18 protein-coding genes are annotated in these 18,873 nt (G+C 43.5%); 1 reads left to right on the top strand and 17 read right to left on the bottom strand.

Translation table 11 applies throughout. The features are described 5' to 3' along the window. Positions 1 to 11: 11 nt before the first annotated feature. Together HC660_RS07895 and HC660_RS07890 are read right to left on the bottom strand one after the other, a co-directional pair. Entirely contained in the window at positions 12 to 923 is a 912-nt protein-coding gene (locus HC660_RS07895) for a ketopantoate reductase family protein (RefSeq protein ID WP_168747676.1), read from the bottom strand. A gap of 59 nt (positions 924 to 982) precedes the next feature. Then, positions 983 to 2,602: an ABC-F family ATP-binding cassette domain-containing protein gene (locus HC660_RS07890; protein ID WP_168747675.1), complete on the bottom strand. Its 1,620-nt coding sequence runs from the start codon at positions 2,600 to 2,602 to the stop codon at positions 983 to 985. A 184-nt stretch (positions 2,603 to 2,786) separates the two neighbouring features. Between HC660_RS07890 and HC660_RS07885 the strand changes: the two genes are divergently transcribed. Continuing rightward, positions 2,787 to 3,056 carry a hypothetical protein gene (locus HC660_RS07885; RefSeq protein ID WP_010334087.1) on the top strand — a complete coding sequence of 90 codons (270 nt, stop codon included), beginning with the start codon at positions 2,787 to 2,789 and terminating at the stop codon, positions 3,054 to 3,056. Positions 3,057 to 3,091: 35 nt separating this feature from the next. Here the strand turns inward: HC660_RS07885 and sipT are convergent, their stop codons facing one another. The 15 genes from sipT to HC660_RS07810 all read right to left on the bottom strand — a co-directional run bounded on the left by sipT (position 3,092) and on the right by HC660_RS07810 (position 18,845). Continuing rightward, positions 3,092 to 3,673, bottom strand: coding sequence for a signal peptidase I sipT (sipT, locus tag HC660_RS07880; protein WP_029441233.1), 582 nt, complete (start codon positions 3,671 to 3,673; stop codon positions 3,092 to 3,094). Positions 3,674 to 3,815: 142 nt separating this feature from the next. Further along, positions 3,816 to 5,720 carry a PTS fructose transporter subunit IIABC gene (locus tag HC660_RS07875; protein ID WP_168747673.1) on the bottom strand — a complete coding sequence of 635 codons (1,905 nt, stop codon included), beginning with the start codon at positions 5,718 to 5,720 and terminating at the stop codon, positions 3,816 to 3,818. A 14-nt stretch (positions 5,721 to 5,734) separates the two neighbouring features. Next, on the bottom strand, positions 5,735 to 6,646 hold the full coding sequence (pfkB, locus tag HC660_RS07870; RefSeq protein WP_010334084.1) for a 1-phosphofructokinase: 912 nt from the start codon (positions 6,644 to 6,646) through the stop codon (positions 5,735 to 5,737). Continuing rightward, positions 6,643 to 7,398 (bottom strand): DeoR/GlpR family DNA-binding transcription regulator, encoded by a 756-nt coding sequence (locus HC660_RS07865; protein ID WP_168747671.1) that lies wholly within the window; start codon positions 7,396 to 7,398, stop codon positions 6,643 to 6,645. Before HC660_RS07865 ends, pfkB begins: the two co-directional genes overlap by 4 nt. 278 nt (positions 7,399 to 7,676) lie before the next feature. Continuing rightward, positions 7,677 to 8,870 (bottom strand): ABC transporter permease, encoded by a 1,194-nt coding sequence (locus tag HC660_RS07860; protein ID WP_168747670.1) that lies wholly within the window; start codon positions 8,868 to 8,870, stop codon positions 7,677 to 7,679. Then, entirely contained in the window at positions 8,867 to 9,559 is a 693-nt protein-coding gene (locus HC660_RS07855) for an ABC transporter ATP-binding protein (protein WP_168747669.1), read from the bottom strand. The genes HC660_RS07860 and HC660_RS07855 overlap by 4 nt, the downstream gene beginning before the upstream one ends. After that, the gene (locus HC660_RS07850; RefSeq protein ID WP_168747667.1) at positions 9,560 to 10,696 is read right to left on the bottom strand and encodes an efflux RND transporter periplasmic adaptor subunit; all 1,137 of its coding nucleotides are present in this window, start codon (positions 10,694 to 10,696) and stop codon (positions 9,560 to 9,562) included. A gap of 4 nt (positions 10,697 to 10,700) precedes the next feature. Beyond that, positions 10,701 to 11,396, bottom strand: coding sequence for a YknW family membrane protein (gene yknW, locus HC660_RS07845; protein ID WP_168747665.1), 696 nt, complete (start codon positions 11,394 to 11,396; stop codon positions 10,701 to 10,703). 119 nt (positions 11,397 to 11,515) lie between these two features. After that, entirely contained in the window at positions 11,516 to 13,330 is a 1,815-nt protein-coding gene (locus tag HC660_RS07840; RefSeq protein ID WP_168747664.1) for an ABC transporter ATP-binding protein, read from the bottom strand. A 10-nt stretch (positions 13,331 to 13,340) separates the two neighbouring features. Beyond that, entirely contained in the window at positions 13,341 to 15,098 is a 1,758-nt protein-coding gene (locus tag HC660_RS07835) for an ABC transporter ATP-binding protein (protein WP_168747662.1), read from the bottom strand. Positions 15,099 to 15,334: 236 nt separating this feature from the next. Then, the gene (moaD, locus tag HC660_RS07830) at positions 15,335 to 15,568 is read right to left on the bottom strand and encodes a molybdopterin converting factor subunit 1 (protein ID WP_010334075.1); all 234 of its coding nucleotides are present in this window, start codon (positions 15,566 to 15,568) and stop codon (positions 15,335 to 15,337) included. Beyond that, positions 15,561 to 16,034, bottom strand: coding sequence for a molybdenum cofactor biosynthesis protein MoaE (locus HC660_RS07825; protein WP_168747661.1), 474 nt, complete (start codon positions 16,032 to 16,034; stop codon positions 15,561 to 15,563). The genes moaD and HC660_RS07825 overlap by 8 nt, the downstream gene beginning before the upstream one ends. Continuing rightward, positions 16,034 to 16,555: a molybdopterin-guanine dinucleotide biosynthesis protein B gene (gene mobB / locus HC660_RS07820; RefSeq protein WP_168747660.1), complete on the bottom strand. Its 522-nt coding sequence runs from the start codon at positions 16,553 to 16,555 to the stop codon at positions 16,034 to 16,036. The genes HC660_RS07825 and mobB overlap by 1 nt, the downstream gene beginning before the upstream one ends. Next, positions 16,516 to 17,808 carry a molybdopterin molybdotransferase MoeA gene (locus HC660_RS07815; RefSeq protein WP_168747658.1) on the bottom strand — a complete coding sequence of 431 codons (1,293 nt, stop codon included), beginning with the start codon at positions 17,806 to 17,808 and terminating at the stop codon, positions 16,516 to 16,518. The genes mobB and HC660_RS07815 overlap by 40 nt, the downstream gene beginning before the upstream one ends. Positions 17,809 to 17,825: 17 nt before the next feature. Next, on the bottom strand, positions 17,826 to 18,845 hold the full coding sequence (locus HC660_RS07810; RefSeq protein ID WP_168747656.1) for a MoeB/ThiF family adenylyltransferase: 1,020 nt from the start codon (positions 18,843 to 18,845) through the stop codon (positions 17,826 to 17,828). Between the last annotated feature and the right edge of the window lie 28 nt (positions 18,846 to 18,873).

The following is an 18,873-nucleotide window of genomic DNA, read 5'->3' as shown; positions in this document are numbered from 1 at the left end:
TCGCCTCCTTCTTATTTTTCTGCTTCATACATTTGCAGATTGGCATAAACCGTTTCTAATACTGGTGTTGAAAGAGATAAACGCTTTGCTTTATCAAGCAAAAAGCCATGCAGATGATCACCTTCAGTCGTTTGGCCATTTTCCATATCACGGAGCATGGAGGATTTCATATGATAAGACATTTTTGTCATCGTGCGGAAGCTATCTTCTTCAAGCTCTGGATCAGCGGGCACCCCCTCCTTGCGCAAGATCATGCCGATTTCCCCAATGAGTGTTCGCGCAGTGTGCCGGCCGCTCTCTGTTTCAAGGATTGGTCCAAGCGGTCTTTGAAATAAGGTTGTCATTCCTGCTTGCGCTGCAATAAACAGATATTTTTTCCAGATGTCTTTCTCGATATGCTCGCTAATGATGACCTCCGCCTTCACTCCTGCGAATGCTTTCTCAAGTTCTTTTATCCGTTTCGTACGCTCACCGTTCCATTCACCAAACACAAAACGATGCGACGCACTTGTATGGTTGATTTCTCCCTGCTTGTTTAAAGCACTTTCTATGAAACACAGCCCGCCCAGCACCTGATCTTTCGAAAATGCCGTAAACAGCTGCTCATAGTGGCGATAACCGTTCAAGAAAGGAATAATGACTGATGCGCTGTGGACAAAAGGTTTGACATCGTCAATCACCTGACCGAGTGAATATGCTTTAGAAGCGATGATGATCACATCAAACTGTCCTCTTTCTCCTGCAGTGATTACTGCTGGGTCCAAGGACACGTCACCCTTTTCACTATGAATAACGAGTCCCGTTTGTTTTAGCTGTTCAGCTCTTTTTTGGCGGACAAGAAACGTCACCGCATTCCCTTTCTCTGCAAGCCGTCCGCCAATATAACCGCCTACTCCACCTGCTCCAACAATTAAAAATTTCAAGTGAATGTCCCCTTTCTTTTCTATGTACAAAAAAAAGCAGAGAATTCTCTGCTTTTTTATTACGCGTATAGTTCAGCCAGTTTTTTCTGCACATCAGCATTTTCAAGGAACTCGTCATAGCTCATTTGCTTGTCAACAATGCCATTAGGTGTAATCTCTATGATTCTGTTGGCAATCGTCTGTACAAACTGGTGGTCATGTGATGTAAACAGCATTGCGCCTTTAAAGCTGATTAAGCCGTTATTGAGCGCTGTAATGGATTCTAGGTCTAAATGGTTGGTCGGTTCATCCAAAATTAAAATATTGGCGCCAGAAAGCATTGCTTTCGAAAGCATGCAGCGAACCTTTTCTCCCCCAGATAATACATTTGCTTTTTTGTGTACTTCTTCACCGGAAAACAGCATGCGACCTAAGAAGCCACGTAAAAAGCTCTCACTTTGATCATGAGGAGAATATTGGCGAAGCCAATCTACAAGGTTTAAATCACTGCCTTCAAAATATTCGCTGTTGTCTTTAGGGAAGTACGCTTGAGATGTCGTCACGCCCCATTTAAACGTTCCGCTGTCAGCTTCCATTTCCCCGGAAATGATTTTGAACAGAGTAGTAACAGCCAATTCGTTACGTCCTGTAAATGCGATTTTATCTTCTCTATTCATAATAAAGCTGACATTGTCGAGAACTTTTACACCATCAATTGTTTTCGTTAATCCTTCTACCCGGAGAACGTCATTACCGATTTCTCGTTCCGGTGTGAAGTTGACGTAAGGATAACGGCGTGAAGACGGTTTAATGTCATCAAGAGAAATTTTATCAAGAAGTTTCTTTCTTGAAGTCGCCTGTTTTGATTTAGACGCATTCGCGCTGAATCTGGCCACAAACTCTTGCAGCTGTTTAATTTGCTCTTCTTTTTTCTTGTTCGCTTCTTGTGAAAGCTTCAATGCAAGCTGGCTTGATTCATACCAGAAATCATAGTTTCCAACGTAGATTTGGATTTTGTTAAAATCAAGGTCAGCAATATGTGTACACACTTTGTTTAAAAAGTGACGGTCATGGGATACAACAATCACAGTATTGTCAAAGTTAATCAGAAACTCTTCCAGCCACTGAATTGCCTGAAGGTCCAAGTGGTTCGTCGGCTCATCAAGAAGCAGGACATCGGGCTTGCCGAATAATGCCTGGGCCAGGAGAACCTTTACTTTTTCGGAACCTCCAATATCTTCCATCTTTTTCGTGTGAAGATCTTCTGAGATGCCGAGACCTTTTAAGAGGATCGCAGCTTCACTTTCTGCTTCCCATCCGTTCAGCTCTGCAAATTCACCTTCGAGCTCTGCCGCACGAATTCCGTCTTCATCCGAGAAATCAGGCTTCATGTAAATTGCGTCTTTCTCCTGCATGACCTCGTATAAACGCTTATGTCCCATAATCACAACTTTTAGCACTTCATACTCTTCGTACTCAAAGTGGTTCTGTTTCAGAATGGCAAGACGCTCGCCAGGACTCATATGAACATCGCCTGTCTGAGGCTCAATTTCTCCTGATAACACTTTCAGAAACGTTGATTTACCAGCACCATTGGCACCAATTAACCCGTAACAGTTGCCTGGGGTAAATTTAATATTTACATCTTCAAATAACTTGCGATCCGCAAACCGCAAGCTCACATTATTTACAGCAATCATTTAATATCCTCCATCATGTCTATCATCATTAAAAGTATACCATGAATGGAAGACAAGAGAAATGCTTCCCTGATAAAAGCAGGCAGAAACACTTCTACACTAAAAGGGAGAAGCTGTGGTACAATTGAAGGCAAAGAGGATGCATCCAGATGGAAAATCATACATTCTTACTCGGAGGAACACATTGAGGCTTTTAACACTGACTGAATATTGCTTATTGATCTTTTTTACAGGCTTTTATCTTGCCGTAACTGGCTTTACCGCCAAAGATATCGGCTTATATATCGGGATCGCCCTGATTTATATCTTCTCACATATCTTCTCTAAACGATTATTAGAAAAACGCGGCAAAGAGAACAAACAAGTGCACCTTTTCTTCAGTGTGCTGGCCATTATCGGTTCAGTATTTGTCACTGTATTATGCATTGCATTGGTAGCTTCTTTTTCCAATTAAAAAACGCCTGCTGTCCAAAGGCCAGCAAGGCGTTTTTATTTGGTTTGGCGCATTTCATTAAACGGGAAAAATACAAACTTCGACGTACCCACAATCCGATCTTCCGCAATCAGTCCGAGGCCATTTCTGCTGTCCATGGAGTTTAGCCGGTTATCCCCCATGACGAAATATTTGCCTTTCGGTACTTTCACCGGGCCAAAGTCGCCTGTAAGACTGACACCAAGCTTTTCTGCCTCTTTTTTGTTTTTAGACAAATAAGGCTCGTCAACTTTTTTTCCGTTTATATAAAGCGTGTCATCCTTCATTTCCACGGTTTCTCCAGGCTTACCGATCAATCGTTTGACGTAATGGATTTTTGAAGTCTCGCCATTGATAATGACGATATCTCCCCGCTTCAGCTCACCGATATAGTGTACCGTTTTATTGACAAACAGCCTTTCGCCGTCATGTAAAGTGGGATACATAGATGAACCTTCGACTAAATACGGTTCAAATAGGAAGTGGCGGATAATGAGTGCCAGCAGGACAGCAATGACAATCGCTTTTCCCCATTCCCAATACGTATTGGTTTTTTTCTTCCCCGCTTTTTCAGTTTTTATTTGATTTTCTTCGGTCAAAGTGTTTCCTCCTAGACGATTGCTATATCAGTTGTTTCCCTTCTTTTACTTTATCATAATTTATTATAAAATACATAACTTAACCGCGCTGCTGCAAGAAGATAGAGAAAAAGCGTCCTTTAGTAACAGGACGCTTTTTTCCTTATTTTTCAGTTACAGGTTTTTTCACGATACCTAGGATAATCGCCATAACCACAGCACCAATTACAATACTTAATAAGTAAAGGAGCGGATGGTTTGTAATAAAGGCTACGAATATGCCTCCGTGAGGTGCAGGAAGGGTTACACGGAAGAATTCAGTTAATCCGCCGGCAACCGCTGCACCGACCACAGCAGCTGGAATGACACGAAGCGGATCAGCCGCAGCAAACGGGATTGCGCCTTCTGTTACGAAAGCCGCACCCATGAAGTAGCACGTAATACCTGCTTCACGGTCACGCTGAGAGAACTTGTTTCTGAAAATTGTTGTTGCAAGTGCGATACCTAATGGAGGAACCATACCGCCGGCCATGATCGCTGCATGAGGCGCATAGTTGCCTGCATCAATCATCGCGATACCGAACGTGAAGGCTGCTTTATTAAGCGGACCGCCCATGTCGATCGCCATCATACCGCCTAAAATAATACCCATTAACACCAGGTTTCCTGTACCAAGGCTTTGAAGCCAGTCTGTTAAGAAATTCATAAATGCTGCCACAGGTGTATTGATTACAAATTGCATTAATACGCCAGTGATAAAAATACCAAACAGCGGATAAATCAATACAGGCTTCAATCCATCAAGTGACTGAGGGATAAACACAAATACTTTTTTCAATAAAATTACGACATAACCAGCAAGGAATCCGGCAATCAGGCCGCCTAAGAATCCCGCATTCGCTTGAGTGGCCATAAACCCGCCGACCATACCAGGAGCAAATCCCGGACGATCTGCAATACTCATCGCAATAAAACCGGCCAGAACTGCAACAATCAGTTTTAATGCGTTGTCGCCGCCGATAAAGTTCAATGCTGCAGCAAACGTATTGTAGCTAGGATCATTCGGATCTGAAGAATGGATCCCCCAGAAGAATGAAATTGCAACGAGTATACCGCCGCCCACTACGAATGGAAGCATGTTGCTGACACCGCTCATAAGGTGCTTATAAAACGCGTTTCCAATACCGCCGGAGCTGCCTTTTGCTTCATTCTCATCACTCTGAGCAGAAGAGCCGCCGCCGCTGCCTTGATAAATCGGTGCGTCTTGGTTCACCGCTTTTTCGATAAGCTCTTGCGGGCGTCTGATGCCTGCCGTTACCGGAACTTGAAGCACGCGTTTGCCTTTGAAGCGCTCCATTTCAACCTGCTTGTCCGCTGCGACAATGATTGCAGGTGCATCTTCAATTTCTTGGGCAGTTAGCTTGTGCTTAATACCGCTTGATCCATTTGTTTCAACCTTAATCTCAACACCAAGCTCTTTTGCTTTTTCTTTAAGGGCATCCGCTGCCATGAAAGTATGGGCGATACCTGTCGGACAAGCTGTGACCGCTAGAATTTTGCCTTTTCCGGCTGGTGCTGGTGCCGTTTCTTCTTCTTCTTCCTCTTCATCATCATCTTTATCATGCTGATTGATAATGTCAATAATTGCGTCTTCTGATTCAGCTTCAAGCATCTGTTTGCGAATTTCTTCACGCATTAACAGTGTAGACAGTCTTGACAGTGCTTCAAGGTGGGTGTTGTTTGCGCCTTCAGTCGCTGCAATCATGAAGACCAAGTGAGCCGGCTGGCCGTCTAGTGATTCATAATCGACACCGTCTTTTGAACGCCCAAAGGCAATCGCCGGGTTGATAACGCTTGCCGTTTTTGCATGCGGAATAGCGATTCCTTCACCGATACCCGTTGAACTTTGGCTTTCACGATTTAAAATGGCTTCTTTGTAGGCTTGTCTGTCATTTAATTTACCAGCCTTATCAAGAACTGTGACCATCTCGTCAATAACGTTTTCTTTTTCTTTGCTTTCAATATTAAGCTTTATCGTATGCTTCGTTAAAAGCTCAGTTATTTTCACTTTTGTTTCCTCCTCTATAGACGTGTGACCTTAACTTCAGGAAGAAGCTGCTGGACAAATTCTTCTGTACCAAGTTCCTCAGAAAACGCGGTAGCGCTGCCTGATGTAACTCCTAAGCGGAATGCCTCTTCAAGCGGCAGCTGCTTGGAAACACCGGCAAGAAAACCTGCAACGACAGAATCTCCTGCTCCGACAGAGTTTACCAATTTCCCCTTTGGTACGTTTGCAAAGTAGACGGCATCCTTTGTAAACAGAAGCGCTCCGTCACCGGCCATGGATACGATTACATGCTCAGCGCCTTGTTCTACAAGCTTTTTCCCATAAGGAACAGCTTCTTCAACAGATGAAATCGTCGTTCCGAACATTTCACCAAGCTCGTGATGGTTTGGCTTCATCAAAAACGGTTTCATTTCTGTTGCTTTCATAAGCGCTTCGCCAGAGATATCTAACACAACACGCGCGTTCTGCCGTTTGCAAGCCTCTGCGATTTTTTCATAGGTATCTTGAGGCAGTGAAGATGGAATGCTGCCAGCAAGAACGACAATATCCCCCTCTTGCAAAGATGTAAACTGTTCTAAAAAGGCATTGAAATCTTCGTCTGAAATCGTTGGTCCCTGACCGTTAATTTCCGTTTCATCACCAGTTTTCAGTTTTACATTGATGCGGGTATCTTCTTTTACTTCAGAAAAAGCTGTTTCCAGATTTTCCTCCCGCAAAAATGTTTTGATATATTCTCCTGTAAATCCGCCGACAAATCCGAGCGCTTTTGACTGAACATGATGTCTTTTCAGCAGTCTCGATACGTTGATGCCTTTTCCCCCTGGATACTTTGTATCATATGCGGAACGGTTCAGGCCTCCTACAGTAAAATCTTCAACGTGAACAATATAATCGACAGATGGATTAAGTGTTACAGTATAAATCATGGTTTCACTACCTTTACGACAGTTTTTTCTTGGTAATTATCGAATGTAAGCTCTTCAGCGTCAGTCGTAATGATTGTTGCGTCGCCTATGCCGGCAAATGCCGAAAATGAAATTTCTCCAAATTTCGAAGGGTCCGCTAAGACGTAAGCGTGTTTTGCCTGTTTGACAGCCTTCGTTTTCAAAAGGGCTTCATCAGGGTCAGGCGTTGTGAAGCCAGCCTCTGTATGCACACCGTTTGCCCCCAGAAAACTCTTATCGAATCTGTACTGATCCATGGCAATCAGTGAAGTGCCCCCGATAACCGCGCCTGTTCTGTGCTTTACATATCCTCCAAGCAGATAAAAAGATATTTCTTTCCTTATCAATGCGTCGATGTGCATAACCCCATTCGTGACCACAACGATATCTTTGCTTTTATCCATAAAATCAATCATGTGCAAAGTCGTCGTGCCCGCATCGAGATAAATGCAATCCCCATCCTCCAAAAGTGAAGCGGCTTTTTCAGCAATCTTCAATTTGTCTTGAAGGTTTTTGGATGATTTTTCAAGCATATCGGGTTCAAGTCTGATATCGGAAAGCTTGGCAGCTCCCCCGTGAACACGCTTTAAAAAACCGCGTTCTTCAAGCGTCGATAAATCTCTTCTGATTGTTGATTCAGAAGCATTTGTTAGATTTATGAGCTCTTGAATCTTTACCACATCATGCTTTTCTATTTGATCAATAATCAATTGATATCTTTCAGGAGTTAGCATGCTTCACCTCCTAATGAAAACGTATTCATTTTGAATACAATTTCATTGTAAACGCTTTTTTTACAATAGGCAACTGAAATCATTCAAATTCATTCAATAACTATCAAAATCTTTCACGTTTCTTCATATTAACGTATGTATATAGGGTTTGTAAACTGTAAATTCGACAAAAACAAGGACAATTGTATGACTTTTTCTCCTTATCTTAATGTAAAAAGTCTTTTATATTCATAGTAAAAAACACCAAGCATTAAAAAACCTCATGCATATGCATGAGGTTACTCGTAACGCAGCGCTTCAATCGGATCGAGCTTAGCAGCTTTATTTGCAGGAAGCATTCCAAACACTACGCCAATAAGCATACTGAACAGCACGCCTACGCATACGACCTGCCAGGATACTAATGACGGCCAGCCGGCGATGGCAGAAACCAGCGCGGCCCCTCCATATCCGATCCCGATCCCAATTAGTCCGCCGATGAGCGTTAATACCACAGATTCAATTAAAAACTGGGTCAAAATTTGTCCTCTAGTCGCTCCGAGAGACTTACGAATTCCGATTTCCCGCGTTCGTTCTGTCACTGACACAAGCATAATATTCATGACACCTATTCCGCCGACTACAAGCGATATGCCTGCAATTGAGCCGATAATTGTGGTCATGATTGTTGTGATCTTTCCAATTCCTGCTGCAATCTCTTCCATGTTCATTACTTGATATGAATCCTCAGTGCCGTGATTGTCATTCATCAGCTGTGCCGCTTCTTTTCCGATAGATTTTATATCATCAGCCGATTCGACCTGCAATGACACATTACTGAAGTCACTTGTACCAAAAGACGATTTCATCATATTAAACGGCACATACATTTCACTTAGTCCGAAAGACAGCAAACCTGTTTCCTTCTTCAGTACACCGATAATTTCAACAGGCTGTCCGTTTATCCAGACAACTTCACCGAGAGGAGAGGATTTATCAAACAGCTCTTCGGCCATTTTTTGTGATATAATGCCCGCCCTTTTTCCTGCAAGAAAGTCATTATCAGTAAAGGTTCTCCCGCTTTCTATTTCTAAGGAATTCACATTCATATATCCGTCGTTGATTCCGTTAATGGTTACATCGGTTTCTTCCTCATGATAACGCGCCTTCATGCTTTCAGAAGTGGATGCAACCACTTGTCTTATCCCATCAATCTCTTTTAATCCGCTAATATCGTTTTCTGTGAAAGTTGACTCCGTTACGGCGTTCGGATTGCTTGCAAGCTCTTCGTCACTCGGCATGTAGTATAGTTCAACCGTATTCCCCGGACCGCTGATGGACTGCTTAAGCATCTGCTCGCCGCCCTGCCCTACAGCAACGACAACAATAACAGAGCCAACACCAATGATGATTCCGAGCATCGTTAAAATGGAACGCATTTTATGTGCAAGAACAGAGCTCAAAGCCATTCTGATGTTTTCTAACAGACTCATTCTCCCACGCTCCTTTGTCCGGAGCCCGGAGGAACAATTTCTCCATCTCGCACCATGATGACCCGGTTCGTGCAATCTGCAACTTCAGGCTCGTGGGTAACAAGTACAATTGTTGTTCCCTCGTCGTTTAACGCTGTAAATTGGTCCATAATCGATGCACTTGTTTTTGTATCCAACGCGCCCGTCGGTTCATCCGCCAAAATTAATTTTGGTTCATTGACGATTGCCCTTGCAATGGCCACACGCTGCTTCTGGCCGCCGGATAACTCATTCGGCATATGAAGCATTCGATCGGCTAATCCGACCTTTTCTAAGGCTCTTTCAGCTCTCTCTTGGCGTTCTTTTTTTCCAATACCGGAATAAATCATTGGCAGCTCGACATTTTTTTTAGCGTTTAGCCGCGGGAGAAGCTGGAATTGCTGAAAGACAAAACCGATGGATTTGTTGCGGACCGCGGCCAGTTCTTTGTCTTTATAAGAAGAGATGTCTTCGCCGTCCAGCTTATATATACCGGAAGTCGGACGATCCAGACAGCCGATAATATTCATAATCGTTGATTTTCCCGATCCTGACGGCCCCATGATCGAAACGTATTCCCCTTGATTGATGTTCAAATCAATCGAATGAAGAACATCAAACGTTTCTCTGCCGATCTGGTAGCTTTTTCGCACTTTAGAAAGCTGAATCATTTATGCTTTCACATCCGTTCCGTCAGCCAAATCATCAGCAGGATTTAAAATGACTTGGTCATCCTTAGAAATTCCTTCTTTGATTTCCGTTACGTCGTCTGTTACTTCACCGATTTTGACATCGACTCGCTTGGCTTTCCCATCCTTTACTGTATACACGTAATATTGATCATCTTCTTTTTTAACTGCCTTAGAAGGAAGCGTATTGGTTTTCCGCTTATCCGTCTCAATATTCATAATGAATTTAAAACCCGGCTTTCCTTCTGGAAGATCGCCTTTTATTTTAACTTGAAGCGGGTATTGAACCGCCTGATCTGTGCCAGCTGCTGCCGCGGCGTTTTCCTGCTGATCCGGCACCAGCCCGACAGCGGAAACTGTCCCTCTCCATGTTTTATCCTGAATGACATCTGAAGTGAGTGTGACCTTTTGGCCTTTTTTGACTTTAAGTGTATCGTATTCAGATAATTTCCCTGAAACAACAAGGTTTTTAGGATTACCAATATGTATGACAGGTTCTTGAATATCTGATTTTTTTGATGCCGCTTCTTTGTTGACTGAAATTACAGTGCCATCGATCTCGCTTTTCACTTGAAGATCTGACATTTTATTAGCAAGCGACTGCCGCTGAAGCTCAGTTTGCTTTAATTCAATTTGAGCCGTTTTTTCCTGCATTTCAAGCTCTGTGCGCTCAGATTCAATTTGTTTTTCTGCTTCTTTCTTTCCGAGCTGTTTTGTCAGTTCTTTTTCTTTATTGTCCAACGCTTGTAACTTTTCTAGAATCTGATCGATTTGCAGCCGGTTCGATTCAGCGGTTAATTCATTTTGTTCTTTTTCAAGACTGAGCTGCTCATTCGAATAAGTGACTAACGGCGTACCCTTTTTGACTTTGTCGCCTTCCTTCACTTTAATGTCGTGCAGAGTACCTTTATCCGCTTCATAAAACACATATTGTTCATCTGAAAATTTAAGTGTGCCTGGAACCATAACCGTTGACGATATCTTTTTTTCTTCGAGGCTTCCCGTCTCCACCTTCTGGCCGGCGCTGCCGCTTGCAGGAGCGGCAGACCGGTAAATATTAATTCCAATAAAAAGAGCGACTAATGCTGCAATCCCAATTCCGATCCAGACTTTTTTCATCTAATTATGCACCTGCCACAGAGCTTATTGATCCTGAAATAAACGAAAATGCGACCAAAAGGACGAAAAGAATAATAACGGATATCCACCCTGCTTTTTTTGAGATGCCTCCCGTTTTATGAAGACCGATCGCTAATAATACATAGCTCCAAATGCTGAAAATTTCAAATGTATTTAATACGCTTGCTAAAGGCATGTCTGAATGAATAATTCCAGCAAGTGATGTCATGCTGTAAAGTGAACTTGCATCAGTTGTAAAAGCTACAATTCCATTAACCAATAATCCTAAGCTGCTGATTAAAGAGACAAACAGACCGAGAGAAAGCATTTTCTTATACGTCGTTACGCCTCCTGATATTTTCACGCAGAGCCAATAAATGAGAGGCGCAATAAATAAAGCTGCAATTCCGCCAAGAATAGAACCTATTATTCCAGTGTATTTGGTCATCGTTCCGAGAGTTTCAACCTGTTCAGCTGTTAATCCATTCGTATTTGTATTTTTCAGAAGCTCGCTATAATCCGTTCCGAGCCCCTGCAATACAGCACCAACTATGATGATTGCCGCAACAATCAAGAGGGGGCCCCATACAACTGGCCTTTCTCTTATTCTCTCAAATTGAATTCCAGGACTTGTGATCACGCCAAAAAGGGATGGCTTTTCAGTTGTTACTCCACCGTTTTTTTCTACATTTGCTTCCATATAAATCCTCCTTTAACATATCTAGCTGATAATACGTAAGGACCTAAAAAAAGTTTCATATTTTTTAAAAAATATCCAAATCATACAAAAGACCTTCCTGATGTTAAAACTGAAGGCTTTTATTCTGCAGCGATGCTGTACTGCGATTTCACCAGTCCTGCGTAAATACCTCCTTTCCCAAGCAGCTGTTCGTGATTCCCCTCTTCTATTTTCCTGCCGTGATCTAGAACGATGATATGGTCGGCGTCGCGGATCGTGGACAGTCTATGGGCAATCATGACGGCTGTACGATCTTTCAGCAATGTTTTTAAAGCCTGCTGGATTTTGACCTCTGTCTCTGTATCAATGCTTGCCGTGGCTTCGTCAAGAATGATAATAGCAGGATCTGCGAGCAGCGCTCTTGCGAAGGAAATGAGCTGGCGCTGACCGGCGGATAATACGCTTCCCCTTTCTTCCACCTCTGTTTCGTATCCTTCTGCTAAACCAGAAATAAACTCATCCGCTCCGACTGCTTGAGCAGCTTTTATTACTTCTTCGTCTGAGGCATCCGGCCTTCCGAAGCGAATATTTTCCATAATCGTTCCGGAGAAAATAAACGTGTCTTGAAGCACAATGCTGATTTGAGAGCGCAAACTGGCAAGGGATAGGTCTGTTATCGGAATGCCGTCTATTTTAATGGTTCCTCCTGTTGCATCATAAAAACGGCTGATTAAATTGGCAATCGTTGTTTTCCCGCTCCCTGTGTGTCCGACAAGTGCAAGTGTAGAGCCTGCAGGAATGGAAAAGGAGACAGAATGAAGAGCCTTTCGTTTTTCATCATAAGAAAATTCAACCTCTTCGAAGCTGATATGGCCTTTTATATTTTTCTTATGAATGGCTTCCGGTTTTTCCTTGACGTTCGGCTGTTCATCTAAAAATTCAAAAATCCGCTCTGACGAGGCCATCCCCATTAACAATTGGTTATAAACCTGGCCTAATCTTGAAATAGGCTCCCAAAACATGCCTAAATAGAAGGCAAAAGATACGAAGACACCTATCGTAATGGTTTCGTTCATGATGAGTGTGGCGCCATACCATATTAATACGGCTGTTCCTATCGCATTTGTCATTTCTACCAGCGGACGGAACACAGCATTTTTTCTTGTTGCTTCCCGCCATGATCGATAGTTTTCTTGATTGACTCCGTCAAAATACGTCATGTTTTCTTGTTCCTGCGTGAAAGCCTGCGTTACGCGGATACCTTGGATGCTTTCGTTTAAGTGGGAGTTCAGCTTTGATTGCTTCAGGCGAACCGTTTGCCATGAACGGCGGATTTTTTTTCTGAGACTTGTTGAAATAAAAAACATAATCGGCAGAGTCACCATGATGGCTATGGTCAGTTCAGGACTTAGCGTGAATAAAATGATGACGACTCCCGCCAAAAGCAATAAATCTGTTAATAAGTTAATTACGCCGCTTGTGAAAAGCTCCTGAAGGGAGTTAATGTCATTCATAATTCTGACGAGAATAGACCCTGCCGATCTCTGATCGAAAAATCGATGGGACAAGCGCTGCACATGGGTAAATAAATGCTGGCGCAAATCGTAAATGACATGCTGGCCAAGCTGGTTCATCCATCTGATCCTTAGCATATTGGCTGCATAATTAACTGCGTATAAAACACTGATCAAAATCATCAGCTGCATCAGCAATTCCGAATTTTTTGCTGTAATGGCTTGATCGAGAACATAAACACCGATCAGAATGGGAATGACAAGCTTCACAGCAGTCCCAATCAAAACGGTGAGAAAAGAAAGCGGCAGAATTGTTTTTCGATACGGTTTGACATAGCTTAACAGCCGCCACATTTGAGCCCAGTTAAACGGTTTTTCAATGATTTCATCTGAAGAATAATAGAAACGCTCCAAAATCCCCTGTTTTTTTGCTTGTTTCATATGTTCCTCCCTATCCGACCTGATGCGGCTCATTTATCATATTGGCATCCCGGTATTGCAAATCGTATATCTTTTTGTAATAGCCGTTTTTGGCAAGAAGCTCGTGATGAGTGCCTCTTTCACGAATGCTGCCTTTATCGAAGACGAGAATTTCATCTGCGTGTTTCAGTGATGAAATGCGGTGAGCGATGATAAACGTTGTGCGGTTTTTCATGACATCTTTTAACGCAAGCTGTATGCTGTGCTCCGTTTGCATATCTACTGCACTTGTAGCGTCATCTAATATTAAAATGCTTGGATTTAAGCAGATGGCTCTGGCAATAGCAATCCGCTGCTTCTGGCCGCCTGAAAGCCCCATCCCCCTTTCTCCAAGCATGGTGTCATATCCGTCAGGCAGTTCCATAATAAACTCGTGAGCCTGAGCCCTTTTTGCCGCAGCTATAACGTCCTCCATCGAAGCATCCGGCTTCCCGTATAAAATATTTGATCGAATAGTAGATGAAAATAGGAATGATTCTTGAGGTACGACTCCAATATTTGAGCGAAGGGTTTTTAATGAATAATCTGTGATAGGTTTATGATCAATCGTGATGATTCCGCCTGCCGGACTGTAAAATCTAGTGAGGAGCTGTGTGACTGAGCTTTTTCCAGATCCCGTAGGGCCCAAAAGTCCGATCATCTTTCCGCTGTTGGCTTCAAAGCTTACATTGGAAAGCGCGTTCGTTTGCTCATTTTTGTATGCGAGAGTCACATCTTTGAATGAGACATCTCCGGTTAACTTTGGCTGGTGTAAAGCATGATCATGGTCTTTAATGTCTTCCTCTTCATCAAGAATATCTAACAGACGCTCTCCTGAGGCTTTTGCCTGAGAAAACATATTAATCACAAAACCTAAGTTCATGATCGGCCACATCATATAACTGACAAGACTGAAGAAAGCGACAAGCTCACCCGGATTCAGCTGATTTTGCATGACCAAAAAGCCGCCGTATGAAAGAAGAGCCACAATACAAATATTGCCGATAAATTCCATCAGCGGAAAATACGCAGACCAGATGAATGACGTTTGTAAATATGTTGTTCTGTAGGCCGCATTTGCCTTATTAAAGGTGCTAATTTGAAAATCTTCTCTTGATAGTGACTTAACTGTGTTGATGCCGCTGATATTTTCCTGCACCTTTGTATTGAGCTTCGCAAACGATTTTCTGATACCTCGGAAGGCAGGGTGTACTCTTTTGTCAAATTGATATACTGCGATCGCCAGAAAAGGCAAAGCAGCGATTGTGACCAACGTCAGAGGAACCGAATAGTAAAACATGACTGATAAGCTGATCGCAACCAGCAAGCCGAATCGAATAAACTCAGCAAGCCCATAGGATAAAAAAAACCTAAGCCCCTCAACATCGGCTGTCAGCCTGGACATCAAATCACCTGTTTTGGCATTGTCATAGTAAGAAAAAGAAAGCCTCTGCAGTTTTCCATACAGGCCATTTCTCAGCCGATAAACAGATTTGATTCCAAACATATCACCTAAATACTGATGAAAAAAAGTGGCGGTTCCTTTTACAGCCATTACCGCAATAAATCCCAGACTGACCCATACTGCAAGCTGATACTGTCTCCCCAGTACGATCTCATCAATCGTAATTTGAAGAATGATCGGATAAACGACCGTTATCGCTGTCATCAAAAACATCGCCAGAAGCGACCACATAAACACCTTTCTGTACGGCCAATAAAATGATTTTAATCTTTTAAATGTCTCCATATCCAGCACCCTTCCAGTTTTTTCACCCTTACTATATCGATTCCCGAAATAAAATTCTATTAATTTTTCAAAATTCAATCTAATGATGGAGATGGTCTCTTACTTTATATGGTGGGACTATGTAAAATAAATGCTTACAGAAAATCATTGTATGCAGGATGAGGAGCAGGATATGCAAAAAACGAGAGATATGGCTTCTAACGCAAAAACCGGACGGCTTTATCGCCGTCCGGTTTTCATCCCCCGCTGACAGGAGGAATAACAGCCACCGTGTCACCGGAAGATACAGAAGTATTTTCTTTGACGTAGCTTTCATTTACGGCAATCATAGCCGTATCAATTGATTCAAGTCCGTATTGTTCCTTTAATACTGCTTTTACATCATCGGTTGTTGCTTGTTCCATATCAATTTCAAGCGTTGACGTGCCGGCCTTTTCAGCAAGTCCCGCAAACAAAAGAATTTTAATCATGCTGCTCTCCCTCACTTAGATCTGGTTTTCCATTCGGATAAGCTGTTGTCTCAAGCTGGTCACCAATCCATTGCTCTCCGTCTTCCCAAATTTCTTTTTTCCAAATAGGCACTATTTGTTTAATGCGTTCGATTGCATACTCATTGGCTTCATAAGCAGCTTTTCGATGGGGGGAAGACACAGCGATGACAACTGCCGCTTCGCCGATATCCAGTACACCGATCCGGTGTGTGATAGCAGCTGAGGCACCTTTCCATTTCTCTTCTATTTCAGCCCCGATTTGGGCCAGCATCTGCACAGCCATCGGTTCATAAGCCTCATATTCCAGCCTGATTGTTTTTTTTCCGTTTGTCCACTCCCGAACCGTCCCGATAAACGTGGTAATAGCTCCGGCTTTTCGTTTCTCAACCTTTTTTATGATATCTTCAGTAACGATGGGTGTTTTCGTGATCTCAAATCGACCCATTACACAGATTCCCCCTTCAGCTGTGAAAGCACATAATCAACTCCTGCTGGATCATCCGCGTGAAAAACGGGTAATCCTTGGTGTGAAGCCATTTGTTCTTTTTCTCTGTACATGATTGCGATTATATTTACTGCCTGCAGTTTGGCCAGATCATCCTTATCTCGTACTATAACGACTTTAGGATAAGGAGCTTTTTTAAAGCCTTCTATGAGCAGGCAATCCATATCGAGAAAGCGATATAACTCGATCAGCTGCGGGAGATCCCATTTACGGCGGGCCGTAAGCTGTAAAACACCTGCTCCTTCTACTGCTGTTATATCAGCTCCTGCGGCTTGGTAACGGTCAGTGTCTTTTCCTTCAGTGAATACTTCCGGTTCGCCGCCATGACCGTGATGCTTCAAGCAGCCTGCATGCAGCCCCTGTTGTGCGGCTTTTTTAAGTATACGCTCTATCAACGTTGTTTTTCCGCTGTTTTGGAACCCTACAATTTGGACGATTGGGAAAGGACGGACCAAGGCCACTCACTTCCATTCTCTTCTCTGATCAGCAGCACGTGAACCGCTCTGCCCGATTCGTAACCTCTCGTACCGCCCGGCAGGATGATAAACGCATTCGCCTCTGCAAGTGAAGTGACAGAGCTTGACTTATCCAATCCAACGGGAGCCGCTAACAGCTTTCCTTCCTGATGGTGTACATAAGCACGTACAAATCGGGTAAAAGGATTTGGCTTAGGAAAGTCCTTAGTCAAAACTGCTTCTGCGCAAATGGGATGCGGTTTATCATGAAGCAGCCATGTCCGTATCATCGGTTTTACAAACAGTTCAAAACCGACATAGCATGCCGATGGATTACCTGACAGCCCAAACAGCAGCATATCATTTGCATGAGCCACAGTCGTTACACTTCCTGGACGCATAGCAACTTTATTAAAGAGCACTTCCGCCCCGAGTCTTTCATAGATTGCAGGCAAAAAGTCAAAGTCACCAACTGACACGCCGCCTGTTGTGATTAGAAAATCAACCTTTTCCATTGCTTCTTTGACCGCAGCAAAGCTTTGATCAAGATCATCGGAAATTTTCCCTAAGTAAAGAGGTGAAGCGCCCGCTTCAATGACTTGTGCATATACCATACTTGCGTTGCTGTTACGTATTTTCCCCGGCTCCAGCGGGTCACTGACATTCAGCAATTCTGTGCCGGTTGCGATGATCCCAACAACAGGCTTTCTCACGACAGGCACAGAAGCGTATCCAAAGGTTGCCAGAAGAGCTGTTACTCCCGGGGTAATTCGAGTGCCCTTTCTGACTAAAACGCTCCCTTTTCGAGCATCTTCGCCTGTTTTTGAAATATTGTCCCCTGGGTGGAAGCGGCGTTTTAAAGACATAAACGGCTGACCATTCTCTTCAAAGGTTTGAGTCAGCTCAATCATGACCACGGCATCCGCGCCTTTTGGAATTTGCGCACCTGTCATGATTCGCACTGCCTGAAACGCAGCAAGTTCTTTCTCAGATACAGCCCCTGCTCCGATATGGTCAATGACCTCAAAGCGGACAGGGTGCTCGCGTGAAGCTTCAGCCGTATCGCATGCTCTGACAGCAAAACCGTCATATGGCGAACGGTCAAATGCAGGCACATGGTGATCTGCCGTTACATCTTCAGCTAAAAATCGGTGAAGGCTGTTTTCAAGTGTCACCCATTCTGTTTCCCCTCGTTTTTGAAATCGGCCGACACGCCGAACAGCTTCATCTACCGGTATCGGTGTTCTTTTCTCAAGCATTCTGAACCCTCCTGTTGTTACAATCCGATTACTCTTGCCAACACAGAATTGGCTTCTTTCACATCACTTGTTCCGTGAATCAGAGCCCGTCCGTCATTAAAAATGACGATTCTAAAATGTTCATAATAGATATGAAGCAAAAATGCATTGGCCTCTACCTTGCCGATTGTTTTCAGCCGACTGACGAGCTCCTGCTTCGGTATTCTTTTTAATGACTCTGATCTGACTTGAACTGTATCACGGCCGCACAGTACAGCGGCTTTTGGCGTGTTCCAGTCTTGAAGATAAGGATAAACTGCGTGTGCGCCGCATGACGGACAATCTTCGACTCGTACATCGCTAACGTTTATTTTCATATGTGAATTGTTCCAGACATCAAACGTGACAAAGCCGCGCTGTATCGTTTCTATGTTTCCCGTTAACAGTTTCAGTGCTTCTGCCTGCTGATAGGCTGAAACCATATGGACCGCAGGGGGAATAATTCCCGCTGTATCGCACGTCGCTCCGCCGACAGGAATTTGTTCAAACAAACAAGACAAACAAGGTGTCTCCCCCGGTATGATCGTCATGAACATCCCTTGACTGCTTACACATGCGCCATAAATCCACGGTGTCTTTGTTTTCTGAGCTAGATCGTTGATAAGCATACGTGTTTCAAAATTATCTGTCGCATCGATAACAATATCCGCTTTTTCAATCAGCGGTTCAAGTGTTTCAGCCGTCCCCTCTGTAACATATGCCTCAATATGTATGCCGCTGTTTATAGCGGATAAATGTTCTTTGGCAGCCATAGCTTTCGGCATGCGGAGTTCTGCATCGCTTTCTGTATAGAGCTGCTGCCTTTGCAGATTGCTCCATTCTACATAATCACGGTCAATGATGGTGATGGTTCCCACTCCCGCTCTCGAAAGCCCTTCAGCTCCGGCTGTTCCGAGCGCTCCTGCTCCTACGATCAGCACGCGGCTGTCTGCCAGTCTTTGCTGGCCCTCTTCTCCAATTTGCTTAAATCTGATTTGCCGTGAATAACGCTCCTCCATCAAACCTGATCTCCTTATCTTTTATGTC

Origin of the sequence: Bacillus mojavensis, from assembly GCF_012648005.1 — a bacterium.
Taxonomy (GTDB): domain Bacteria; phylum Bacillota; class Bacilli; order Bacillales; family Bacillaceae; genus Bacillus; species Bacillus mojavensis.
This window is presented reverse-complemented; position numbering and strand designations above follow the sequence as displayed.

Excerpts from the sequence above, each read along its gene's own strand:
- HC660_RS07890 (WP_168747675.1), bottom strand. The coding sequence starts at position 2,602 with ATGATTGCTGTAAATAATGTGAGCTTGCGGTTTGCGGATCGCAAGTTA.
- HC660_RS07815 (WP_168747658.1), bottom strand. The coding sequence starts at position 17,808 with ATGCTTGAGAAAAGAACACCGATACCGGTAGATGAAGCTGTTCGGCGT.
- HC660_RS07825 (WP_168747661.1), bottom strand. The coding sequence starts at position 16,034 with ATGGGTCGATTTGAGATCACGAAAACACCCATCGTTACTGAAGATATC.
- pfkB (WP_010334084.1), bottom strand. The coding sequence starts at position 6,646 with ATGATTTATACTGTAACACTTAATCCATCTGTCGATTATATTGTTCAC.
- HC660_RS07860 (WP_168747670.1), bottom strand. The coding sequence starts at position 8,870 with ATGAGTCTGTTAGAAAACATCAGAATGGCTTTGAGCTCTGTTCTTGCA.
- HC660_RS07865 (WP_168747671.1), bottom strand. The coding sequence starts at position 7,398 with ATGCTAACTCCTGAAAGATATCAATTGATTATTGATCAAATAGAAAAG.
- HC660_RS07810 (WP_168747656.1), bottom strand. The coding sequence starts at position 18,845 with ATGGAGGAGCGTTATTCACGGCAAATCAGATTTAAGCAAATTGGAGAA.
- HC660_RS07855 (WP_168747669.1), bottom strand. The coding sequence starts at position 9,559 with ATGATTCAGCTTTCTAAAGTGCGAAAAAGCTACCAGATCGGCAGAGAA.
- HC660_RS07850 (WP_168747667.1), bottom strand. The coding sequence starts at position 10,696 with ATGAAAAAAGTCTGGATCGGAATTGGGATTGCAGCATTAGTCGCTCTT.
- yknW (WP_168747665.1), bottom strand. The coding sequence starts at position 11,396 with ATGGAAGCAAATGTAGAAAAAAACGGTGGAGTAACAACTGAAAAGCCA.
- moaD (WP_010334075.1), bottom strand. The coding sequence starts at position 15,568 with ATGATTAAAATTCTTTTGTTTGCGGGACTTGCTGAAAAGGCCGGCACG.
- HC660_RS07840 (WP_168747664.1), bottom strand. The coding sequence starts at position 13,330 with ATGAAACAAGCAAAAAAACAGGGGATTTTGGAGCGTTTCTATTATTCT.
- HC660_RS07835 (WP_168747662.1), bottom strand. The coding sequence starts at position 15,098 with ATGGAGACATTTAAAAGATTAAAATCATTTTATTGGCCGTACAGAAAG.